The organism is Nonomuraea sp. NPDC049725 (genome assembly GCF_040674795.1).
Classification (GTDB): Bacteria; Actinomycetota; Actinomycetes; order Streptosporangiales; family Streptosporangiaceae; genus Nonomuraea; species Nonomuraea ceibae.
The window spans coordinates 81,513-96,132 of sequence record NZ_JBFANJ010000009.1; the positions used below are offsets into that span (position 1 = coordinate 81,513).

Here is a 14,620-nt window from a genome sequence, read left to right on the forward strand (position 1 = left end):
GTCAGTCCATCACCACGATCTGGCGCAGCACCTCGCCGCCCCGCAGCGCGGCCACGGCGTCGTTGAGGTCGGCCAGCCGGATCCGCGAGCTGATCATCGACTCCAGGTCGAGCTGCGCGGCCTTGTAGAGCTTGGCGAAGTAGGGGAAGTCGTGCCGCACGTCGGCCTCGCCGTACAGGCTGGACAGCAGGTTCTTGCCCTCGAACAGCAGGCTGAAGGCGGAGATCGACACCATGTCGTCCGTGGCGCCCGCGCCCACCACGACGACGTCGCCGCCCTGCCGGGTGAGCTGCCAGGCGCTCTGGATCGTGGCGGCCTTGCCGACGACCTCGAAGCCGTAGTCGAAGCCCTGGCCGCCGGTGAGCTCGGCCAGCGCGCCGGGGACGCCCTCCGGGGTGACCGCGTGGGTCGCGCCGACCTTCCTGGCCAGCTCGTGCTTGGACTCCAGCGGGTCGACGGCCAGGATCGTCCTGGCGCCGGACACCCGCGCGCCCTGGATGACCGACAGGCCGACGCCGCCGCAGCCGATCACCACGACCGTGGAGCCGGGCCGCACCTTGGCGGTGTTGACCACGGCCCCGACGCCGGTCGTGATGCCGCAGCCGATCAGCGCCGCCGCCTCCCACGGCACCTCCGGGTCGATCTTGATGGCGCCCTGCCAGGGCACCACGATCTCCTCGGCCCAGGTGCCGCAGCCGGCCATGCCGAAGGCCGTGGTGTCGCCGCCGAACCGGAAGTTGCCCTTGGTGAACGACTCGATCATGTACTTCGGGCAGAGGAACGGCTGGCCGCCCAGGCACAGGTCGCACTCCTGGCAGGCGGGGCGCCAGCTGATCACCACGTGGTCGCCCGGGGCGACCGAGGTGACGTGGGCGCCGACCTCCACCACCTCGCCCGCGCCCTCGTGGCCGGGGACGAGCGGCACGGGCTGCGGCAGCACGCCTGACATGGCCGACAGGTCCGAATGGCAGACGCCCGTCGCCCGGATCCGCACCCGGACGTCCGCCGGGCCCACCGGGGCCAGGGTCACGTCGTCGCGGATCTCGAGCTTGTCATCGCCTACGGCGTGCAGAAGCGCGGCGCGCATGGGGGATTCCTCCTGTCAGGCTATTCCTCTAGGGAAAGTGCGGCTTTGGGACAGGACCGCACCGCGTGACGCACGCGGTCCAGCATCTCGGGGGGCGGTTCGGGCAGCAGGACGTGGAGTTCGTCGTTGTCGTCCACCTCGAACACCTCTGGCGCGAGCCCCATGCACACGGCGTTGGCCTCGCAGACCAGGTAGTCGACGTTGATCTTCATGTGAGCCTCCGGTGATCCCATGAGACCACTTTGCCGGGCTCCACGGCGTACGCGAACCGTTTCCGGCCGGTCTGCTCGACATAGGGGCGCAGGAGGTCGTCCGCCACGCCCGGGGTCGTCCTGCGGGCGACGGCCATGCCGACCTCCATCGGGTCGTCCAGCCGCACGGCCTCGCCGTAGATCAGGACCCCGCGCAGCTCGGCGTACTCCTCGCCGGCCTCGATCAGGCAGCTCACCCGGCGGTCGCGCGCCAGGTTGCGGGCCTTCTGCGACTTGGCGTACGTCCAGAAGGTGATCCGGCCCTTGCCGTCGAGCCCGTAGAACATGGTCACCAGGTGCGGGGTGCCGTCGGGGTTGATGGTCGCCAGTTGCAGCTTCCTGGCCCCCTCCAGCAACGCGGTGACCTCGTCGTCCGGCATCGCGATGCGAGCGCGCTGATTCACGCTGCCAGTAGAACAGGTTGCATTATGCCGGGCAAGAGGGCGACGGAATGTTGTTCGGTTCGACTAGGGTGCAGGGCTATGACGATGCCCCCCGCGCTGCGTTACGCAGCCGAGCACGCCAAGGGATTCATGCCGTCGCAGGAGGGCCTGGCGCTGTTCGAGACGGCCTGCGTCTACGGCCCGCGCGGGCCGATCTGCGAGATCGGCACCTACTGCGGCAAGTCGGCCGTCTACCTCGGCGCGGCGGCCCGGCAGACCGGGTCCGTGGTCGTCACCGTCGACCACCACCGGGGCTCGGAGGAGATCCAGCCCGGCTGGGCCCACCACGACCCCACGCTCGTCGACCTGCGCTTCGGCAAGATGGACTCGCTGCCCACCTTCCGCGCCACGATCGCGGCCGCCGGGCTGGAGGACGAGGTGATCGCGATCGTCGGCGGGTCCGAGCGGGTGGCCGCGCTCTGGGCCACGCCGCTGGGCATGCTGTTCATCGACGGCGGCCACTCCGAGGAGCCGGTGACCCGCGACTACGAGGGCTGGGCGCCGCACGTGGTGATCGGCGGCGCCCTGGTCTTCCACGACGTCTACCCCGACCCGGCCGACGGCGGGCAGGCGCCCTACCGCGTCTACCGGCGCGCGCTGGAGTCCGGCGCGTTCACCGAGGTGCGCGCCGAGGGCTCGCTGCGGGTCCTGGAGCGGGTGGCCGACGGGATCTAGACCTGGTGGCGGCGCGCCCAGAGGCGGCGCGTGTGCGCCTGCCAGGCCTGGTAGTCCTCGTGGGTGTGCGGATCGTGGCCCAGGATCATCAGCGCGGTGTCGGCCCACGCGGCGGCCTCCTCGGGCTCGCCGCCGGTGAGGATCGGCACCGCCTGCGCCACATGGTCGGGCAGCGGGCCCGCCTGCGCCCTGGCGGCCACCGCGAACGCGCAGCCCTGCGCCAGGTGCGGGCGGAAGCCGTCGGCGCCCGCGTGGTCGGTGAGCCACCACAGCTCGTCGGCCTCCGCGCCGCCCGTGTAGGCCGCCGCGAAGCCGACGCCGCTCCACAGCGCCGCCCGCCGGATCGCCGGGTACGAGGCCACCCTCGCGGCCACGTCGTCGGGCGAGGCGCAGTCGTGATACCACAGCAGCCTGCCGAGCCCCTGGTCGAAGAGCGCGCAGTGGGCCCGGGACAGCAGGTCGGGCATGGCCCGCTCGCCCACCATCCGGTCCGCCCTGGCCATGCTCCACCCGAACCCGAACCCGTCGACGGCCAGCCAGCGCAGCAGCGGGTGCGCCCGGCGTCCGGCGCGGACCGGGCGCAGCCGCAGCAGCGCGTAGCCCCGGCCCGCGCCCAGGTGGGCGGCGAACGGGTGATGTGCGGCGGGGCCGGCCAGTAGCTCGCGAAGGCGCCGGCCCCGGGTCAGTGTGATCAGATCGAGCACCGCGCACGCGGCCCCGGCGCCTTCGTAGGCGAAGGCCCGCTGGTCGTGCGGCAGATCCTCGATCTTCTCGATTTCCTCCGAAATAACGGCATTGAAGCCGAAGACATATGACTTTTCGGCATTCTCGATGACCGTCCGGGAAGGTCCCCGCGTCAGCCGGAACCTCCGCCTGCTCAGATCGGATTCGCAGGCATCCCTCATCAGATACCTCCGCCACCCGCGCACCTGCGCCGGCGTCGGCTCGGTCCCGACCTGCTCCAAGAACGTTGTTGTGCCCGTGTCGCCCACGCTTCCCCCGAAGACGCCTCGTACGGCCACCCACGAACCTAGTAACCGCAATACGCCATTGCCCGCAACCGCTCGGCTTGTCCGGGCAAAGGATCGGCAAAACCCCTTGCGGCCTCGGAACGCGGCTCGTACGGGGAAGTCAGGCGCGGGCGGGGGTGCAGCCGCAGACGTCGGCGCGCACGGGCGCGGGCGAGGTGGCGGCGACGTCGCGGAAGAGGCCCGAGCCGCCCGTGAGGCCCGACAGGGCGTCGGCGGCGAGCACGACGGCGGCGGCCGTGTAGCCGGACCGCTCGTGCGGGAAGTGCTTGCGGTTGGCGAACTGCCAGCCCGTCCAGTACGAGCCGTCCTCGTGCCGCAGGTGCTGCATGTCGGCGAACAGCGCCGCGGCCCGGTCACGGTCGCCGACCGCGTCCAGCGCCAGCACCAGCTCGCACGTCTCCGCCCCGGTCACCCACGGCTGGTCCGACACGCAGCGGATGCCGAGCCCCGGCACCACGAACGTGCCCCACTCCCGCTCCAGCAGCTCCATCGCCTGCGCGCCGCGCACCGCGCCGCCGAGCACCGGGTAGTACCAGTCCATCGAGAAGCGGCTCTTGTCGGCGAACGCCTCGGGGTGGGCGGCCAGCACGTGCGCCAGCCGGTCGGCGGCCAGCTCCCAGTGCGGCTGCGGGTCGCCCAGCCGGTCGCCGAGCCGCACCCCGCAGCGCAGGCCCTGGTGGATCGAGGAGCAGCCGGTCAGCAGCGCGTAGTCGGCCGCCCGGCCGTGCGCGTCGCGCTCCCACACGATCTCGCCGCGCCCGGTCTGCAGCCCGGCCACGTAGTCGAGCGCGGCCTTGACCATCGGCCAGCGCTCCCGCGCGAAGTCCTCGTCGCCGTTCACGAGCAGGTGGTGCCAGAGCCCGACCGCGACGTACGCGGCGTGGTTGGACTCGCCGCCGTGCTCGACGGCCGCGCCGCCGGTGACCTTCATCGGCCACGAGCCGTCCTCGCGCTGGTGGCGCGCCAGCCAGTCGTAGCCGCGCGCGACCGGCCCGGCGAGCCCGGCCACCGTCATGGCCATCAGGCACTCGACGTGGTTCCACGCGTCGACGTGCCCCTCCGGCCACGGCACGCCGCCGTCGTCCTGCTGGATCGCCGCGATGCTCTCGGCCGTGCGGACGACCCGCTCGCGCGGGATCACGCCTCGGGCTTCCTGACGTAGAGCACGACGCTCTTGCCGATGACCGGGTTGAGCAGGGCCTCGGCGATGCGGGTGGCGGCCGGGCGCTTCATGATGTCCCACACCAGCAGCTCGTGGTACGCCTTGGCGAGCGGGTGGTCGTCGTTGTTGACGCCGACCGCGCACTTGATCCACCAGTAGGGCGCGTGCAGGCCGTGGGCGTGGTGGTGCGGGCCGATGACGAACCCGGTGGCCTTCAGCTTGGCCGACAGCTCCGCCAGCGTGTAGATGCGCACGTGCCCGCCGGGGGCCGTGTGGTAGTCCTCGTCCAGCGCCCAGCAGATCCGCTCGGGCAGGAAGCTCGGCACGGTGATCGCGGCGGTGCCGCCCGGCTTGAGCACCCGGAAGATCTCCCGCATGGCCGCCATGTCGTCGGGGATGTGCTCCAGCACCTCGGCCGCGATGACCCGGTCGAACCCGCCGTCCTCGAACGGCATGTCCAGCGCGGTGCCCTGGACGGTCTCGCCGGAGGCCCCCAGCGGCACCTCGCCCGCCTTGTCCATGGCCACGAACATGGCCGCCACGCTGTCGAGCTCGGCCTGGTCCATGTCGAACGCGACCACGTCGGCGCCGCGGCGCAACACCTCGAAGGCGTGCCTCCCGCCGCCGCAGCCGAGGTCGAGCACGCGCACGCCGGGCCCGACGGGCAGGCGGTCGAAGTCCACGGTGAGCACTGGGCGAATCTCCCTTGCAGGTCAGCGGGTACGACGGGCCGCGATGGCCTCGCGGTAGGCCTCGACGGTCTTCTTCGCGACGACGGTCCAGGTGTAGCGCTCCATGACCCGGTCGTAGCCGGCCTTGCCGACGCGCTCGCGCTCCTCGGGCGAGTCGTGCAGGCGGCGCAGCACGGCGGCCAGCTCCTCCGGGTCGCCCGGCGTCACCTGCACGGCGGCGTCGCCGACCACCTCGGGCAGCGCCCCGGTACGGCTGGCGACCAGCGGCGTGGCGCACGCCATGTGCTCGACGGCCGGCAGCGAGAAGCCCTCGTACAGCGACGGCACGACCGAGATCTCCGAGGTGGCGATCAGCTCGCCCAGCTCGTCGTCGGAGATGCCGTGCAGGAACCGGACCCGGTCCTCCAGCGACAGCTCCTTCACGAGCTGCTCGGTCGGCCCGCCGGGGGTCGGCTTGCTGACGACGGTCAGGTTGACGTCGCGCTCGGTGGCGAGCTTGGCGACCGCCCGCAGCAGCGTCGAGACGCCCTTCATCGGGGAGTCGGCGCTGGCCACGGCCACGATCGAGCCCTTGCGCCGGGGCTTGTCCGGGCGTGGGTGGAAGTAGCGGGTGTCGACGCCGAGCGGGATCAGGCGCATGTTGGCCTGCGGCACGTTGAAGTCGCGGTGGATGTCGGCCAGCGACGACTCGCTGACGGTCAGGATCGGGTTCAGCCGGGGCGCGACCTTGGCCTGCATCTTTACGAACCCGTACCAGCGGCGCATGGTCAGCTTCTTGGCGCCCTTGGCCGCCTCCAGCTCGATGCGCCGGTCGACGCTGATCGGGTGGTGGATGGTGCCGACCACCGGGAACAGCTTCTGGATGCCGAGCAGGCCGTAGCCGAGCGTCTGGTTGTCCTGGACGACGTCGAAGTCGCCGACGCGCTTCTTCAGCTCGCGGTGGGCGCGCAGCGTGAACGTCAGCGGCTCGGGGAAGCCGGCCGTCCACATGGTGCCGACCTCCAGCACGTCGATCCAGTCGCGGTACTCGGCGAGCTTCGGCGTGCGGAACGGGTCCTCGTCGCGGTAGAGGTCGAGGCTGGGCACCTCGCGCAGGATGACGCCCTCGTCCAGCTCGGGGTAGGGCGGTCCGGAGAACACCTCGACGTGGTGGCCGAGCGCCACCAGCTCGCGTGTCAGGTGGCGGAGGTACACGCCTTGGCCACCACAGGTGGGCTTGCTGCGGTAGGACAGCAGCGCGATCCGCAGCGAGTCGCTCACGGACACCCCTTTCTCCTGCCCGGTAGGCCCTGTGGAAGGGCGTGTACCGTGAAAGATGACCTTAGTCCGAGAAGGCTACCATTCGGTAGGTCATCTGGAATTGTTCACAACGGCTTCGACAGGCCGTGCGAACTGCGACGTTGCCGTGACCGAGCGTGGTTCGGTGGAACGTGTTCTAGGTGAGCGGTCATGGGCATGGCAGTACATTCCATCCGAATGGATGCGGCGGCACAGTTGGAGGACCCGTTGGCCAGGCGCGCTCTGATCACCGGCATCACCGGCCAGGACGGTTCCTACTTGGCGGAGCACCTGCTCGGCCAGGGATACGAGGTGTGGGGGCTGGCTCGCGGCCAGGCCAACCCGCGGCTGTCGCGGATCCGCAAGCTGCTGGCCGACGTCCAGGTGGTGCGCGGCGACCTGCTCGACCAGGGTTCGCTCATCTCGGCGGTGGAACGCGTTCAGCCCGACGAGGTCTACAACCTGGGCGCGATCTCGTTCGTGCCGATGTCCTGGGAGCAGGCCGAGCTGACCGCCGAGGTCACCGGGATGGGCGTGCTGCGCATGCTGGAGGCGATCCGGGTGTGCTCGGGCGTGTCGCGAGGGTCGCGGGGCTCCGGACAGATCCGCTTTTATCAGGCTTCGTCCTCCGAGATGTTCGGCCAGGTCGCCGAGACGCCGCAGAACGAGGCCACCGCCTTCCACCCGCGCTCGCCCTACGGCGTGGCCAAGACGTACGGCCACTTCCTCACGCAGAACTACCGCGAGTCCTACGGCATGTTCGCCGTCTCCGGCATCCTGTTCAACCACGAGTCGCCGCGCCGCGGCGCCGAGTTCGTCACCCGCAAGGTCTCGCTCGGCGTGGCGCGGATCAAGCTCGGCCTCGCCGCCGAGCTGCGCCTGGGCAACCTGGAGGCCCGGCGCGACTGGGGTTTCGCCGGCGACTACGTCCGGGCCATGCACCTGATGCTGCAGGCAGGCACGCCCGAGGACTACGTCATCGGCACCGGCCACATGAAGTCGGTGCGCGAGCTGGCCGAGGCGGCGTTCGCGGCGGCCGGGCTCGACTGGGAGCGCTACGTCGTCACCGACAGCTCCCTGCACCGCCCCGCCGAGGTGGACCTGCTCTGCGCCGACCCGAAGAAGGCCCGGGTGCAGCTCGGCTGGGAGCCGACGGTCTCGTTCGACGAGCTCGTGGCCATGATGGTCGAGTCCGACCTGCGGCTGCTGACCGACGGCGGCGACCCGGACCAGGAGAGTTCCTGGCCGTAGTGCCCTCCCGGAACCGCCCGGCGCTTCCGCGCGCCCTGTGGCCGTAGTGCCCCCGGAACCACCCCGCGCTCCGCGCGCCCTATTGACAAGCAAGTTTTTTACGTAAAGAGTGATTTTTGCAATGAGAGACGTCCTGTACCTGGAAGCGATCGAGCAGGCCGAGGCCCTGCTCAAGCCGCAGCGCGTGGAAGTGCTGCGGCAACTCGCCGAGCCGCGCACCTGCACCGAGGTCGCCGCCCGGCTCGGCCAGACGCCTCAGCGGGTCTACTACCACGTCAAACGCCTCGTCGACGCCGGGCTGGTCGACCTGGTGTCGGAGCGCAAGGTCCGGGGCATCAACGAAGGCATCTACCAGGCCGGCGCCCGCTCCTACTGGCTGTCGCCGCGCCTGGTCGGCCGCATCGGCCTGGCCAAGGCCCGCGACGAGCTGAGCCTCGGCCACCTCCTCGACCTGATGGAGGAGGTCCAGGCCGACATCGCCGCCCTCGACAGGTCCGCTCCGGAGCTCCCGTCGATCGGCCTGTCGGGCGAGATCCGCGTACGTCCAGAGAACCGGCAGGAATTCCTCAACGACCTCCAGAACACCCTGCGAGACCTTTTCACCCGCTACGGCGGAGCCGAAGGCGACGCCTTCAAGCTCGTCGTGGCCTGCTATCCCAAGGAAGACGACGATGAGTGAGCCGATGATCCTCCGTGCCCGAGTCCAGGCCCCGGTCAAGGAGGTCCGCAACGCCCTGACCGATCCGGCGCTGCTGCGCGTGTGGCTGGCCGAGCACGCCGAGGTCTCACTGCCCGAGCGCTACGCCTTCTGGGGGCGCCACACGCCCGAGGGCGACGCGCCCCACCAGCGCCTGCTCCACGCCGACGACGACACCGTACGCGTCGCCTGGACCCTCGACGGCGTCGAGACCACGGCCGAGCTGTCCGTCGAGGAGGAGACGCCCGACAGCACGATCGTCACCGTCTCGCAGACCCACTTCGACTACCGCGAGGCCATGACGGAGAGCAGCATCCGGGGCGTGCTCCAGACCTACTGGTGCCTCGCGCTGGCCAACCTGGCCGAGCACTTCGAGGGCCGCGAGCTCACGCCCAAGGTCGACTTCACCTCCGACGACCTGCGCGCCACCGTGACGATCGACGCCGCGCCGTCGGCGGTGTTCGAGTCGCTGATCGACAGCGAGGCCGTCACGCGCTGGTTCGGCTACCCGATCGAGATCGAGCCGCACGTCGGCGGGCGCTACGCCATGGGCGGATTCGACAACGACCCGCACCCGGCCAAGGTCCTGGAGCTGGAGCCGGAGCAGCGCCTCACCGTCGACTGGGGGCCCGTGGGGATCAGCTCCTGGGAGCTGGAGGGCAGCGAGGGGCGGACCCGGCTGACGATGGTGCAGAGCGGCTTCGACCGGCCGCCGTACGCCGCCTGGGCGGGCAACCTGTCGGGGCTCGCCGAACTGCGCCGCTACCACGAGATCCCCGCCTGGCAGCCCCTCTGGGTGAGCTGACGGTCTGGGCCTGGAGGTTGCCTCCCGGGGTTGTCCACAGAACCGCGTTCTGGCCTCGGGGGGCGTCCTGGTCCGGCCCATCATGGTGCCCGTGAACGCCCCTGGCCCCCGCCCCTCTCCCTTCCGTACGGACGCCGGCACCGTCCCTCGTACGGGCGCCGGATCCCTGCTCGACCGCGCCCGCCGCGTCACCCGTGCCGTCCCCAGGGCCGTGGCGTGCCGCCAGACGGCCGCGCACATCTGGGGCCTGCACCCGCTGAGCACCGCCACCCCCGAGGCGGCCTGGCCCGTCGAGGTCATCGCCCCTGCCCACGTGGCCATCCCCGGCTGCGTCACCCACGTGACCCGCCTGCCCGCCCGCGACATCACCGAGCACGACGGCGTCCGCGTCACCACCCCGGAGCGCACCGCCCTCGACTGCGCCGCCCACCTGCCCAGGCTCGACGCCGTCGCCCTGCTGGACCGGTTCCTGCGCGCCGGGGTCGACCTCGACGCCGTGTGGCGGCGCTCCCCGTCCGACCGCGTCCACGACCTGCTCTCCCTCACCGACCGGGGCGCCGCCTCACCCAGGGAGAGCTGGCTGCGGGTCATCCTCGTCGACGGCGGCCTCCCCAGACCCGCCACCCAGATCCGCGTCCCCCTCCCCGAAGGCCGCAACGCCTACCTCGACCTCGGCTGGGAGCCGCACCGGCTCGCCGTCGAGTACGACGGCCGCGCCCACCACACCACCCCGGCCGACCGGCGCCACGACGAGACCCGGCGCGACGAGCTCCGCCACCACGGCTGGCGCATCATCGTCGTCGGCCGCGACGTCATCCCCGCCCACAGCGCCGACCTGCTGGAGAACGTCGCCAACGCCCTCATCGAACGAGGCTGGCGGCCCACCCCCGACGAGACGATCCGCATCCTGTCCCGCATCCGCGCCCTCCGCCGCCGCCCCGCCCTGCCCCACCAACGCCGCCGCTACTACACCCCCCGTCGGGACTGACGCCGGTTGCGCCGGGGCAAACCCCGCCAATGCCGCCCGTTCACCACCGCCGCAGGGAATATTCGCAGGTCAATATGGCTGAACGGCTTCGCGGGGCCACCCCCAGGCGTCACAATGTGACTGCGGCCATCGCCCCCTCCTTCCTTCGTCCTACCGCTGCTGTCCGAAGGTCTCCCCGCGATGGCCGCACCGTTTTTCCTCCCTGAACGCCCGCCCTCCGGCCCCTCAGCCCCTCTCCGGCCTTCAGCCCCTCTCCGGCCTTCAGCCCCTCTCCGGCCTTCAGCCCCCCTTCGGCCTTCAGCCCCTTTCCGGCTCCGGCCCCCCGGTGCCTCGAGACCTTCGGACCTTCGGACCCTCCGCCGCGTAGGCGCCGCCGCCCGCCGCTCCTCAGGCCCCGGCACTCCCGGGGGCCAGTGCGCGGGTGCGGCCCTCAGGTCCCGCCCTCGGGGCCGGCACTTTGGGGGGCCCGCTCCCTGTGCTCGCGCCCTGGGTCCGCGTCTCGGGTCCGCGCCCTCCGGTCTGCGTCCCGGGGCGGTGCCCCCTGGGGCCGGCGCTCCAAGCCCGCCCCAACCTGGCGGCCCGCTGAGCCGTCCCCAAGGGGCCGTGCCCAGGCCCCCGTCCCAGGGCGGCGCGGGCGCCCTCCCCAGGCCCCGTGTCCAGGGCTGGTGGGCAGGGCCCCAGAGGGTCGGTAGGGTCCCACCCTCAGGGCCGGTCGGCAGGCCCGGTGCCCGGCTGCGGCCTTCGGGGCCGCATCCACCGGGTCTCACCCTCCAGGCCCGCTCTCAGGGCCCGCCTTTCCCAGGCCCCGTCGTTCCAGAGCCCGTCTCCGTACGCCCCCCGGGTTGGTCGGCCGGTGCGGTGGGGCGGGTTCGGCTCGCGGGCCCTTGGCTCGGGGGTCACCCGGGTTGTGGGGGTGGTCGGGTGGGGTGAGGCGGGTGGGGCGGGGGTGGGTGAAATTCTGGTGGTTCGCGCGGACACGTAGGGGGTGGAAGCCAGCAGCGTTCGGAAGGCCTGACGAGGATGACGCGTGAGTGAACGAGACGACCGGTCCCGGTTCGAGGCGGTGTACCGGCGAACGTATGAGCAGATCCTCGGGTATGCCGTGCGGCGGTGCGCCTCGCCGGAGGATGCCGCCGATGTCGTGGCCGAGACCTATGTGGTCGCCTGGCGGCGGATGAGCGAGTTGCCCGACGGCGAGGCGGGCAGGCTGTGGCTGTACGGCGTGGCCCGCCGGGTTCTGGCCAATCATCGCCGCAGCGAGCGGCGCAGGCTGACCCGGCACACCGAGCTGACCGCCGAGCTCGAACGCCTCTACGCCCCGCCCGTCCACCCGTCCGGTGGGCATGACGGCGTGGCCGAGGCGATGGGCATGCTGGCCGACGGTGATCGGGAACTGCTGGCCCTGGCGCTCTGGGAGGAGCTCGACCCCGGCGAGATCGCCACGGTGCTGGGCTGTTCCCGCAACGCCGTCCGGATCCGCCTGCACCGGGCCCGCAAGCGCTTCGCCAAGGCCCTGGAGAAGACCCGCCCGTCGGCCGCCGGGTTCGTGTCGCGGACGCTCATCGAGAAGGAGTCAGGGTGAACAACGACGAGATCTTCAAGGGCCGGGCGCGCGTGCTGGACGAGGAGCTGGCCGGCCGGGTGTCCACTCCGGGGGCGGACGCGCTGCTGGCCGAGGTCGTGTCGCTGGAGCGCGTGCCCGAACAGCGGCGGCGGCGTCTGCGCGCTCCCGGCCGCGCGCTGCTCGGCGTGGCCGCGGCCGCCGTGGCGGCGGGGGTCGTGGTCCCCGCGATGCTGTCCGGCGGCACGATCTCCGTCGTGCCGCAGCCGGGCGAGTCCCAGCCGGGCGCGTTCCACCCGGGCGAGTCCCAGCCGGGCATGCCGCAGCCGAGTGCGTCGCTGTCGGCTCCGGCGGGCGGATCGACCGCTCAGCAGATCCTGCTGGCCGCGGCCGTCGCCACGGAGCGGGCTCCGGCGAGTGGTGACTACTGGCGCACCACGACCGTCTCACGGTGGATGCTGCCCGATCCCACGCGCGGTTACATGCTGGAGGGCAGCCGGTCCCTGGAGACGTGGCTGGCGGTACGGCCGGAGCTGCGGAGCTGGCGCATCCGGCAGGATCTCGGGGTCAAGCCCGCGACCGCGCGGGACGAGCAGGCGTGGCGGGCCGCGGGGGCGCCCGCGAGCTGGCGATATACCGAGGACATGAGGACGGACAACCTGTTCTCCGTCCCGTCCCGGCCGCTGAGGACGGCGGCGGGGGAGCGGTCCGCCGAACGGCTGTACGGCAAGTGGAAGGGCACGGCCGGTCACCTGATCGGGGGGCCGCTGACCTGGAAGCAGGTACGGGCGCTGCCGAGCGACCCCGGGAAGCTCCGGAGCTACCTGGAAGAGGGCATCGGCCGGCTGGATCTGGCCGGATCCGGGATGGACGTGAAGGAGGCGAGGGCGCACATCCTCCTGCGCGACTGTGTGGAGATCATCAGCCAGCTGCCGGCGTCGCCCGAGGTGCGCGCGTCCGCGTACCGGATCCTGGCGTCTCTGCCCGGTATCCGGGCCGAGGGGGAGGTGACGGACCCGCAGGGGCGGCGCGGGCAGGCGCTCGGCTACCGGGAGGAGATCGAGCCGGGCGTGTTCGCCCGGGTTCAGCTCGTGGTGGATCCGGGCAGCGGGCTGCTCCTTGCCGAGGTGCGGAGGCACACCACCGATCTCGCCGACGGGCGGCAGGTGGAGTTGCGCCACTCCACCTCGTTCCAGGCGATCGGCTGGACGGACGAGCGGCCGGGCCTGCCCGCGCGGCGGGACTGAGGCCGGACCCTTGATCGGTTGAGGGCACCCTGAAGGGAGGGGCGGGCTCGGGCCCGCCTCTCCGGGCGGCGGCCGTGTTCCGGCCGGTTAGGCGAGTTTGACCGGGAGTTCCTTGATGCCGTTGATGAAGTTCGAGCGCAGGCGGCGGGCTTCGCCGGTCCGGGTGAGGCGGGGGTAGCGGCGGGCGAGCTGCTCGAAGAGGATGCGGAGCTCCAGCTTGGCGAGGTGGTTGCCGAGGCAGAAGTGGGCGCCGCCGCCGCCGAAGCCGATGTGCGGGTTGGGGTCGCGGCCGATGTCGAACGTCTCGGCGTCGGGGAAGACGGCGGTGTCGCGGTTGGCGGAGGAGTAGAAGACCACGACCTTGTCGTCTTCCTTGATCTGCCGGTCGCCGAGCATCTGGTCGGCGGTGGAGGTGCGGCGGAAGAGGTTGACGGGGGAGACCCAGCGGACGATCTCGTCGGCGGCGGTGCGGGCGAGCGTGGGGTCGGCGACGAGGCGGTTCCACTGGTCGGGGTGGTCGAAGAGGGCGAGCATGCCGCCGGAGGCCGCGTTGCGGGTGGTCTCGTTGCCGGCGACGACGAGGAGGAGGACGAACAGGTCGAACTCGTTCTCGTCGAGGGTCTCGCCGCTGTCGTCCGGCTGGATGAGCTTGGTGACGATGTCGTCCTTGGGGTTGGCGCGGCGCTGGGCGGCGAGCTGGTTGGCGTAGGCGTAGACCTCGGCCGCGGCGGCGGCGCCTTCTTCGGGGGTGTCGGCGTAGTCGGGGTCCTGGGCGCCGATCATGCGGTTGGACCAGCTGAAGAGCTTGTCGCGGTCGGTGACGGGGGCGCCGAGGAGCTCGCAGATGACGTAGAGCGGGAGGGGCGCGGCGACTTCGGTGACGAAGTCCGCTTCGGTGCCGCACTTGTCGAGCAGGTCGTCGCAGATGTCGCGGATGTGCTGTTCGAGGGCGCCGATGGTCCGGGGGGTGAAGCCGCGGTTGACGAGCGAGCGGCGCCGGGTGTGGTCGGGCGGGTCCTGGTTGAGCATCATCAGGCGTTGCAGTGCCCGCTGTTCCTCGGGCATCTCGTTGAACAGGACCAGCCGTCGCGACGAGGAGAACAGGTCGGAGTGCCGCGACACGTGCACGACGTCCTCGTGACGGGTGACGGCCCAGAAGCCCGGTTCGCCCTCGTGCCAGTGCACGGGGTCGTGGGCGCGCAGCCAGGCGAACTGCTCGTGGGGCGGTCCTGCGGTGGCGTAGCGGTCCTGGTCGACAAGGTCGATGTGCACCCGGTTCACCCTCTTATCAAGCGCTTGGTACAGGAAAGCCGTACTGAAACGTGTTCTATTACGGCACTGTACGACCGTCAAGGAGCGGGTGCGGCACGGGGAGGCGATGATCCGATGTCTCACGGAAGCTGACGGTCCGGTCCTTGACAGTGTCCGAGGACGGGATCAGCATGGCGATAC

General features: G+C 71.6%; 15 protein-coding genes. 7 read left to right on the top strand and 8 right to left on the bottom strand.

Annotated features, from left to right (window positions below):
- Position 1: 1 nt before the first annotated feature.
- Genes AB0J53_RS23785 through AB0J53_RS23795 form a run of 3 tightly spaced genes read right to left on the bottom strand, consistent with a single transcriptional unit; the run spans position 2 to position 1,742 of the window.
- Complete coding sequence (locus AB0J53_RS23785) at positions 2 to 1,087, bottom strand: zinc-binding dehydrogenase (protein WP_364175811.1); 1,086 nt, start codon at positions 1,085 to 1,087, stop codon at positions 2 to 4.
- A gap of 20 nt (positions 1,088 to 1,107) precedes the next feature.
- A complete protein-coding gene (locus tag AB0J53_RS23790; protein ID WP_219500917.1) occupies positions 1,108 to 1,299 on the bottom strand; it encodes a ferredoxin in 192 nt (63 codons plus the stop codon).
- Positions 1,296 to 1,742, bottom strand: coding sequence for a pyridoxamine 5'-phosphate oxidase family protein (locus AB0J53_RS23795; RefSeq protein WP_364175814.1), 447 nt, complete (start codon positions 1,740 to 1,742; stop codon positions 1,296 to 1,298). The genes AB0J53_RS23790 and AB0J53_RS23795 overlap by 4 nt, the downstream gene beginning before the upstream one ends.
- Positions 1,743 to 1,826: 84 nt before the next feature.
- On the opposite strand from AB0J53_RS23795, the gene AB0J53_RS23800 reads away from it, so the two are divergent.
- A complete protein-coding gene (locus tag AB0J53_RS23800) occupies positions 1,827 to 2,456 on the top strand; it encodes a class I SAM-dependent methyltransferase (protein ID WP_364176452.1) in 630 nt (209 codons plus the stop codon).
- On the opposite strand, the gene AB0J53_RS23805 is transcribed toward AB0J53_RS23800, so the two are convergent.
- The 4 genes from AB0J53_RS23805 to AB0J53_RS23820 all read right to left on the bottom strand — a co-directional run bounded on the left by AB0J53_RS23805 (position 2,453) and on the right by AB0J53_RS23820 (position 6,607).
- Positions 2,453 to 3,361, bottom strand: coding sequence for a DUF1702 family protein (locus AB0J53_RS23805; RefSeq protein ID WP_364175817.1), 909 nt, complete (start codon positions 3,359 to 3,361; stop codon positions 2,453 to 2,455). The genes AB0J53_RS23800 and AB0J53_RS23805 overlap by 4 nt on opposite strands.
- Before the next feature lie 226 nt (positions 3,362 to 3,587).
- Positions 3,588 to 4,628, bottom strand: a complete 1,041-nt coding sequence (locus tag AB0J53_RS23810; protein WP_364175820.1) for a prenyltransferase — start codon at positions 4,626 to 4,628, stop codon at positions 3,588 to 3,590.
- Complete coding sequence (locus AB0J53_RS23815) at positions 4,625 to 5,341, bottom strand: class I SAM-dependent methyltransferase (protein ID WP_219500925.1); 717 nt, start codon at positions 5,339 to 5,341, stop codon at positions 4,625 to 4,627. The genes AB0J53_RS23810 and AB0J53_RS23815 overlap by 4 nt, the downstream gene beginning before the upstream one ends.
- A gap of 21 nt (positions 5,342 to 5,362) precedes the next feature.
- Positions 5,363 to 6,607: a glycosyltransferase family 4 protein gene (locus AB0J53_RS23820; RefSeq protein ID WP_219500928.1), complete on the bottom strand. Its 1,245-nt coding sequence runs from the start codon at positions 6,605 to 6,607 to the stop codon at positions 5,363 to 5,365.
- Positions 6,608 to 6,847: 240 nt separating this feature from the next.
- Here AB0J53_RS23820 and AB0J53_RS23825 point away from each other — a divergent pair, with 240 nt between their 5' ends.
- The 6 genes from AB0J53_RS23825 to AB0J53_RS23850 all read left to right on the top strand — a co-directional run bounded on the left by AB0J53_RS23825 (position 6,848) and on the right by AB0J53_RS23850 (position 13,168).
- A complete protein-coding gene (locus tag AB0J53_RS23825) occupies positions 6,848 to 7,870 on the top strand; it encodes a GDP-mannose 4,6-dehydratase (RefSeq protein ID WP_364175824.1) in 1,023 nt (340 codons plus the stop codon).
- A gap of 121 nt (positions 7,871 to 7,991) precedes the next feature.
- Positions 7,992 to 8,549 carry a helix-turn-helix domain-containing protein gene (locus tag AB0J53_RS23830; RefSeq protein ID WP_364175827.1) on the top strand — a complete coding sequence of 186 codons (558 nt, stop codon included), beginning with the start codon at positions 7,992 to 7,994 and terminating at the stop codon, positions 8,547 to 8,549.
- Positions 8,542 to 9,372 carry an SRPBCC family protein gene (locus tag AB0J53_RS23835; RefSeq protein WP_357590273.1) on the top strand — a complete coding sequence of 277 codons (831 nt, stop codon included), beginning with the start codon at positions 8,542 to 8,544 and terminating at the stop codon, positions 9,370 to 9,372. Before AB0J53_RS23830 ends, AB0J53_RS23835 begins: the two co-directional genes overlap by 8 nt.
- Before the next feature lie 91 nt (positions 9,373 to 9,463).
- Positions 9,464 to 10,360 (top strand): hypothetical protein, encoded by an 897-nt coding sequence (locus AB0J53_RS23840; RefSeq protein WP_364175830.1) that lies wholly within the window; start codon positions 9,464 to 9,466, stop codon positions 10,358 to 10,360.
- Positions 10,361 to 11,387: 1,027 nt separating this feature from the next.
- Entirely contained in the window at positions 11,388 to 11,942 is a 555-nt protein-coding gene (locus AB0J53_RS23845; protein WP_364175833.1) for an RNA polymerase sigma factor, read from the top strand.
- Positions 11,939 to 13,168: a CU044_5270 family protein gene (locus AB0J53_RS23850; RefSeq protein ID WP_364175836.1), complete on the top strand. Its 1,230-nt coding sequence runs from the start codon at positions 11,939 to 11,941 to the stop codon at positions 13,166 to 13,168. The genes AB0J53_RS23845 and AB0J53_RS23850 overlap by 4 nt, the downstream gene beginning before the upstream one ends.
- A gap of 87 nt (positions 13,169 to 13,255) precedes the next feature.
- On the opposite strand, the gene AB0J53_RS23855 is transcribed toward AB0J53_RS23850, so the two are convergent.
- A complete protein-coding gene (locus tag AB0J53_RS23855) occupies positions 13,256 to 14,440 on the bottom strand; it encodes a cytochrome P450 (protein ID WP_364175839.1) in 1,185 nt (394 codons plus the stop codon).
- Positions 14,441 to 14,620: the final 180 nt, after the last annotated feature.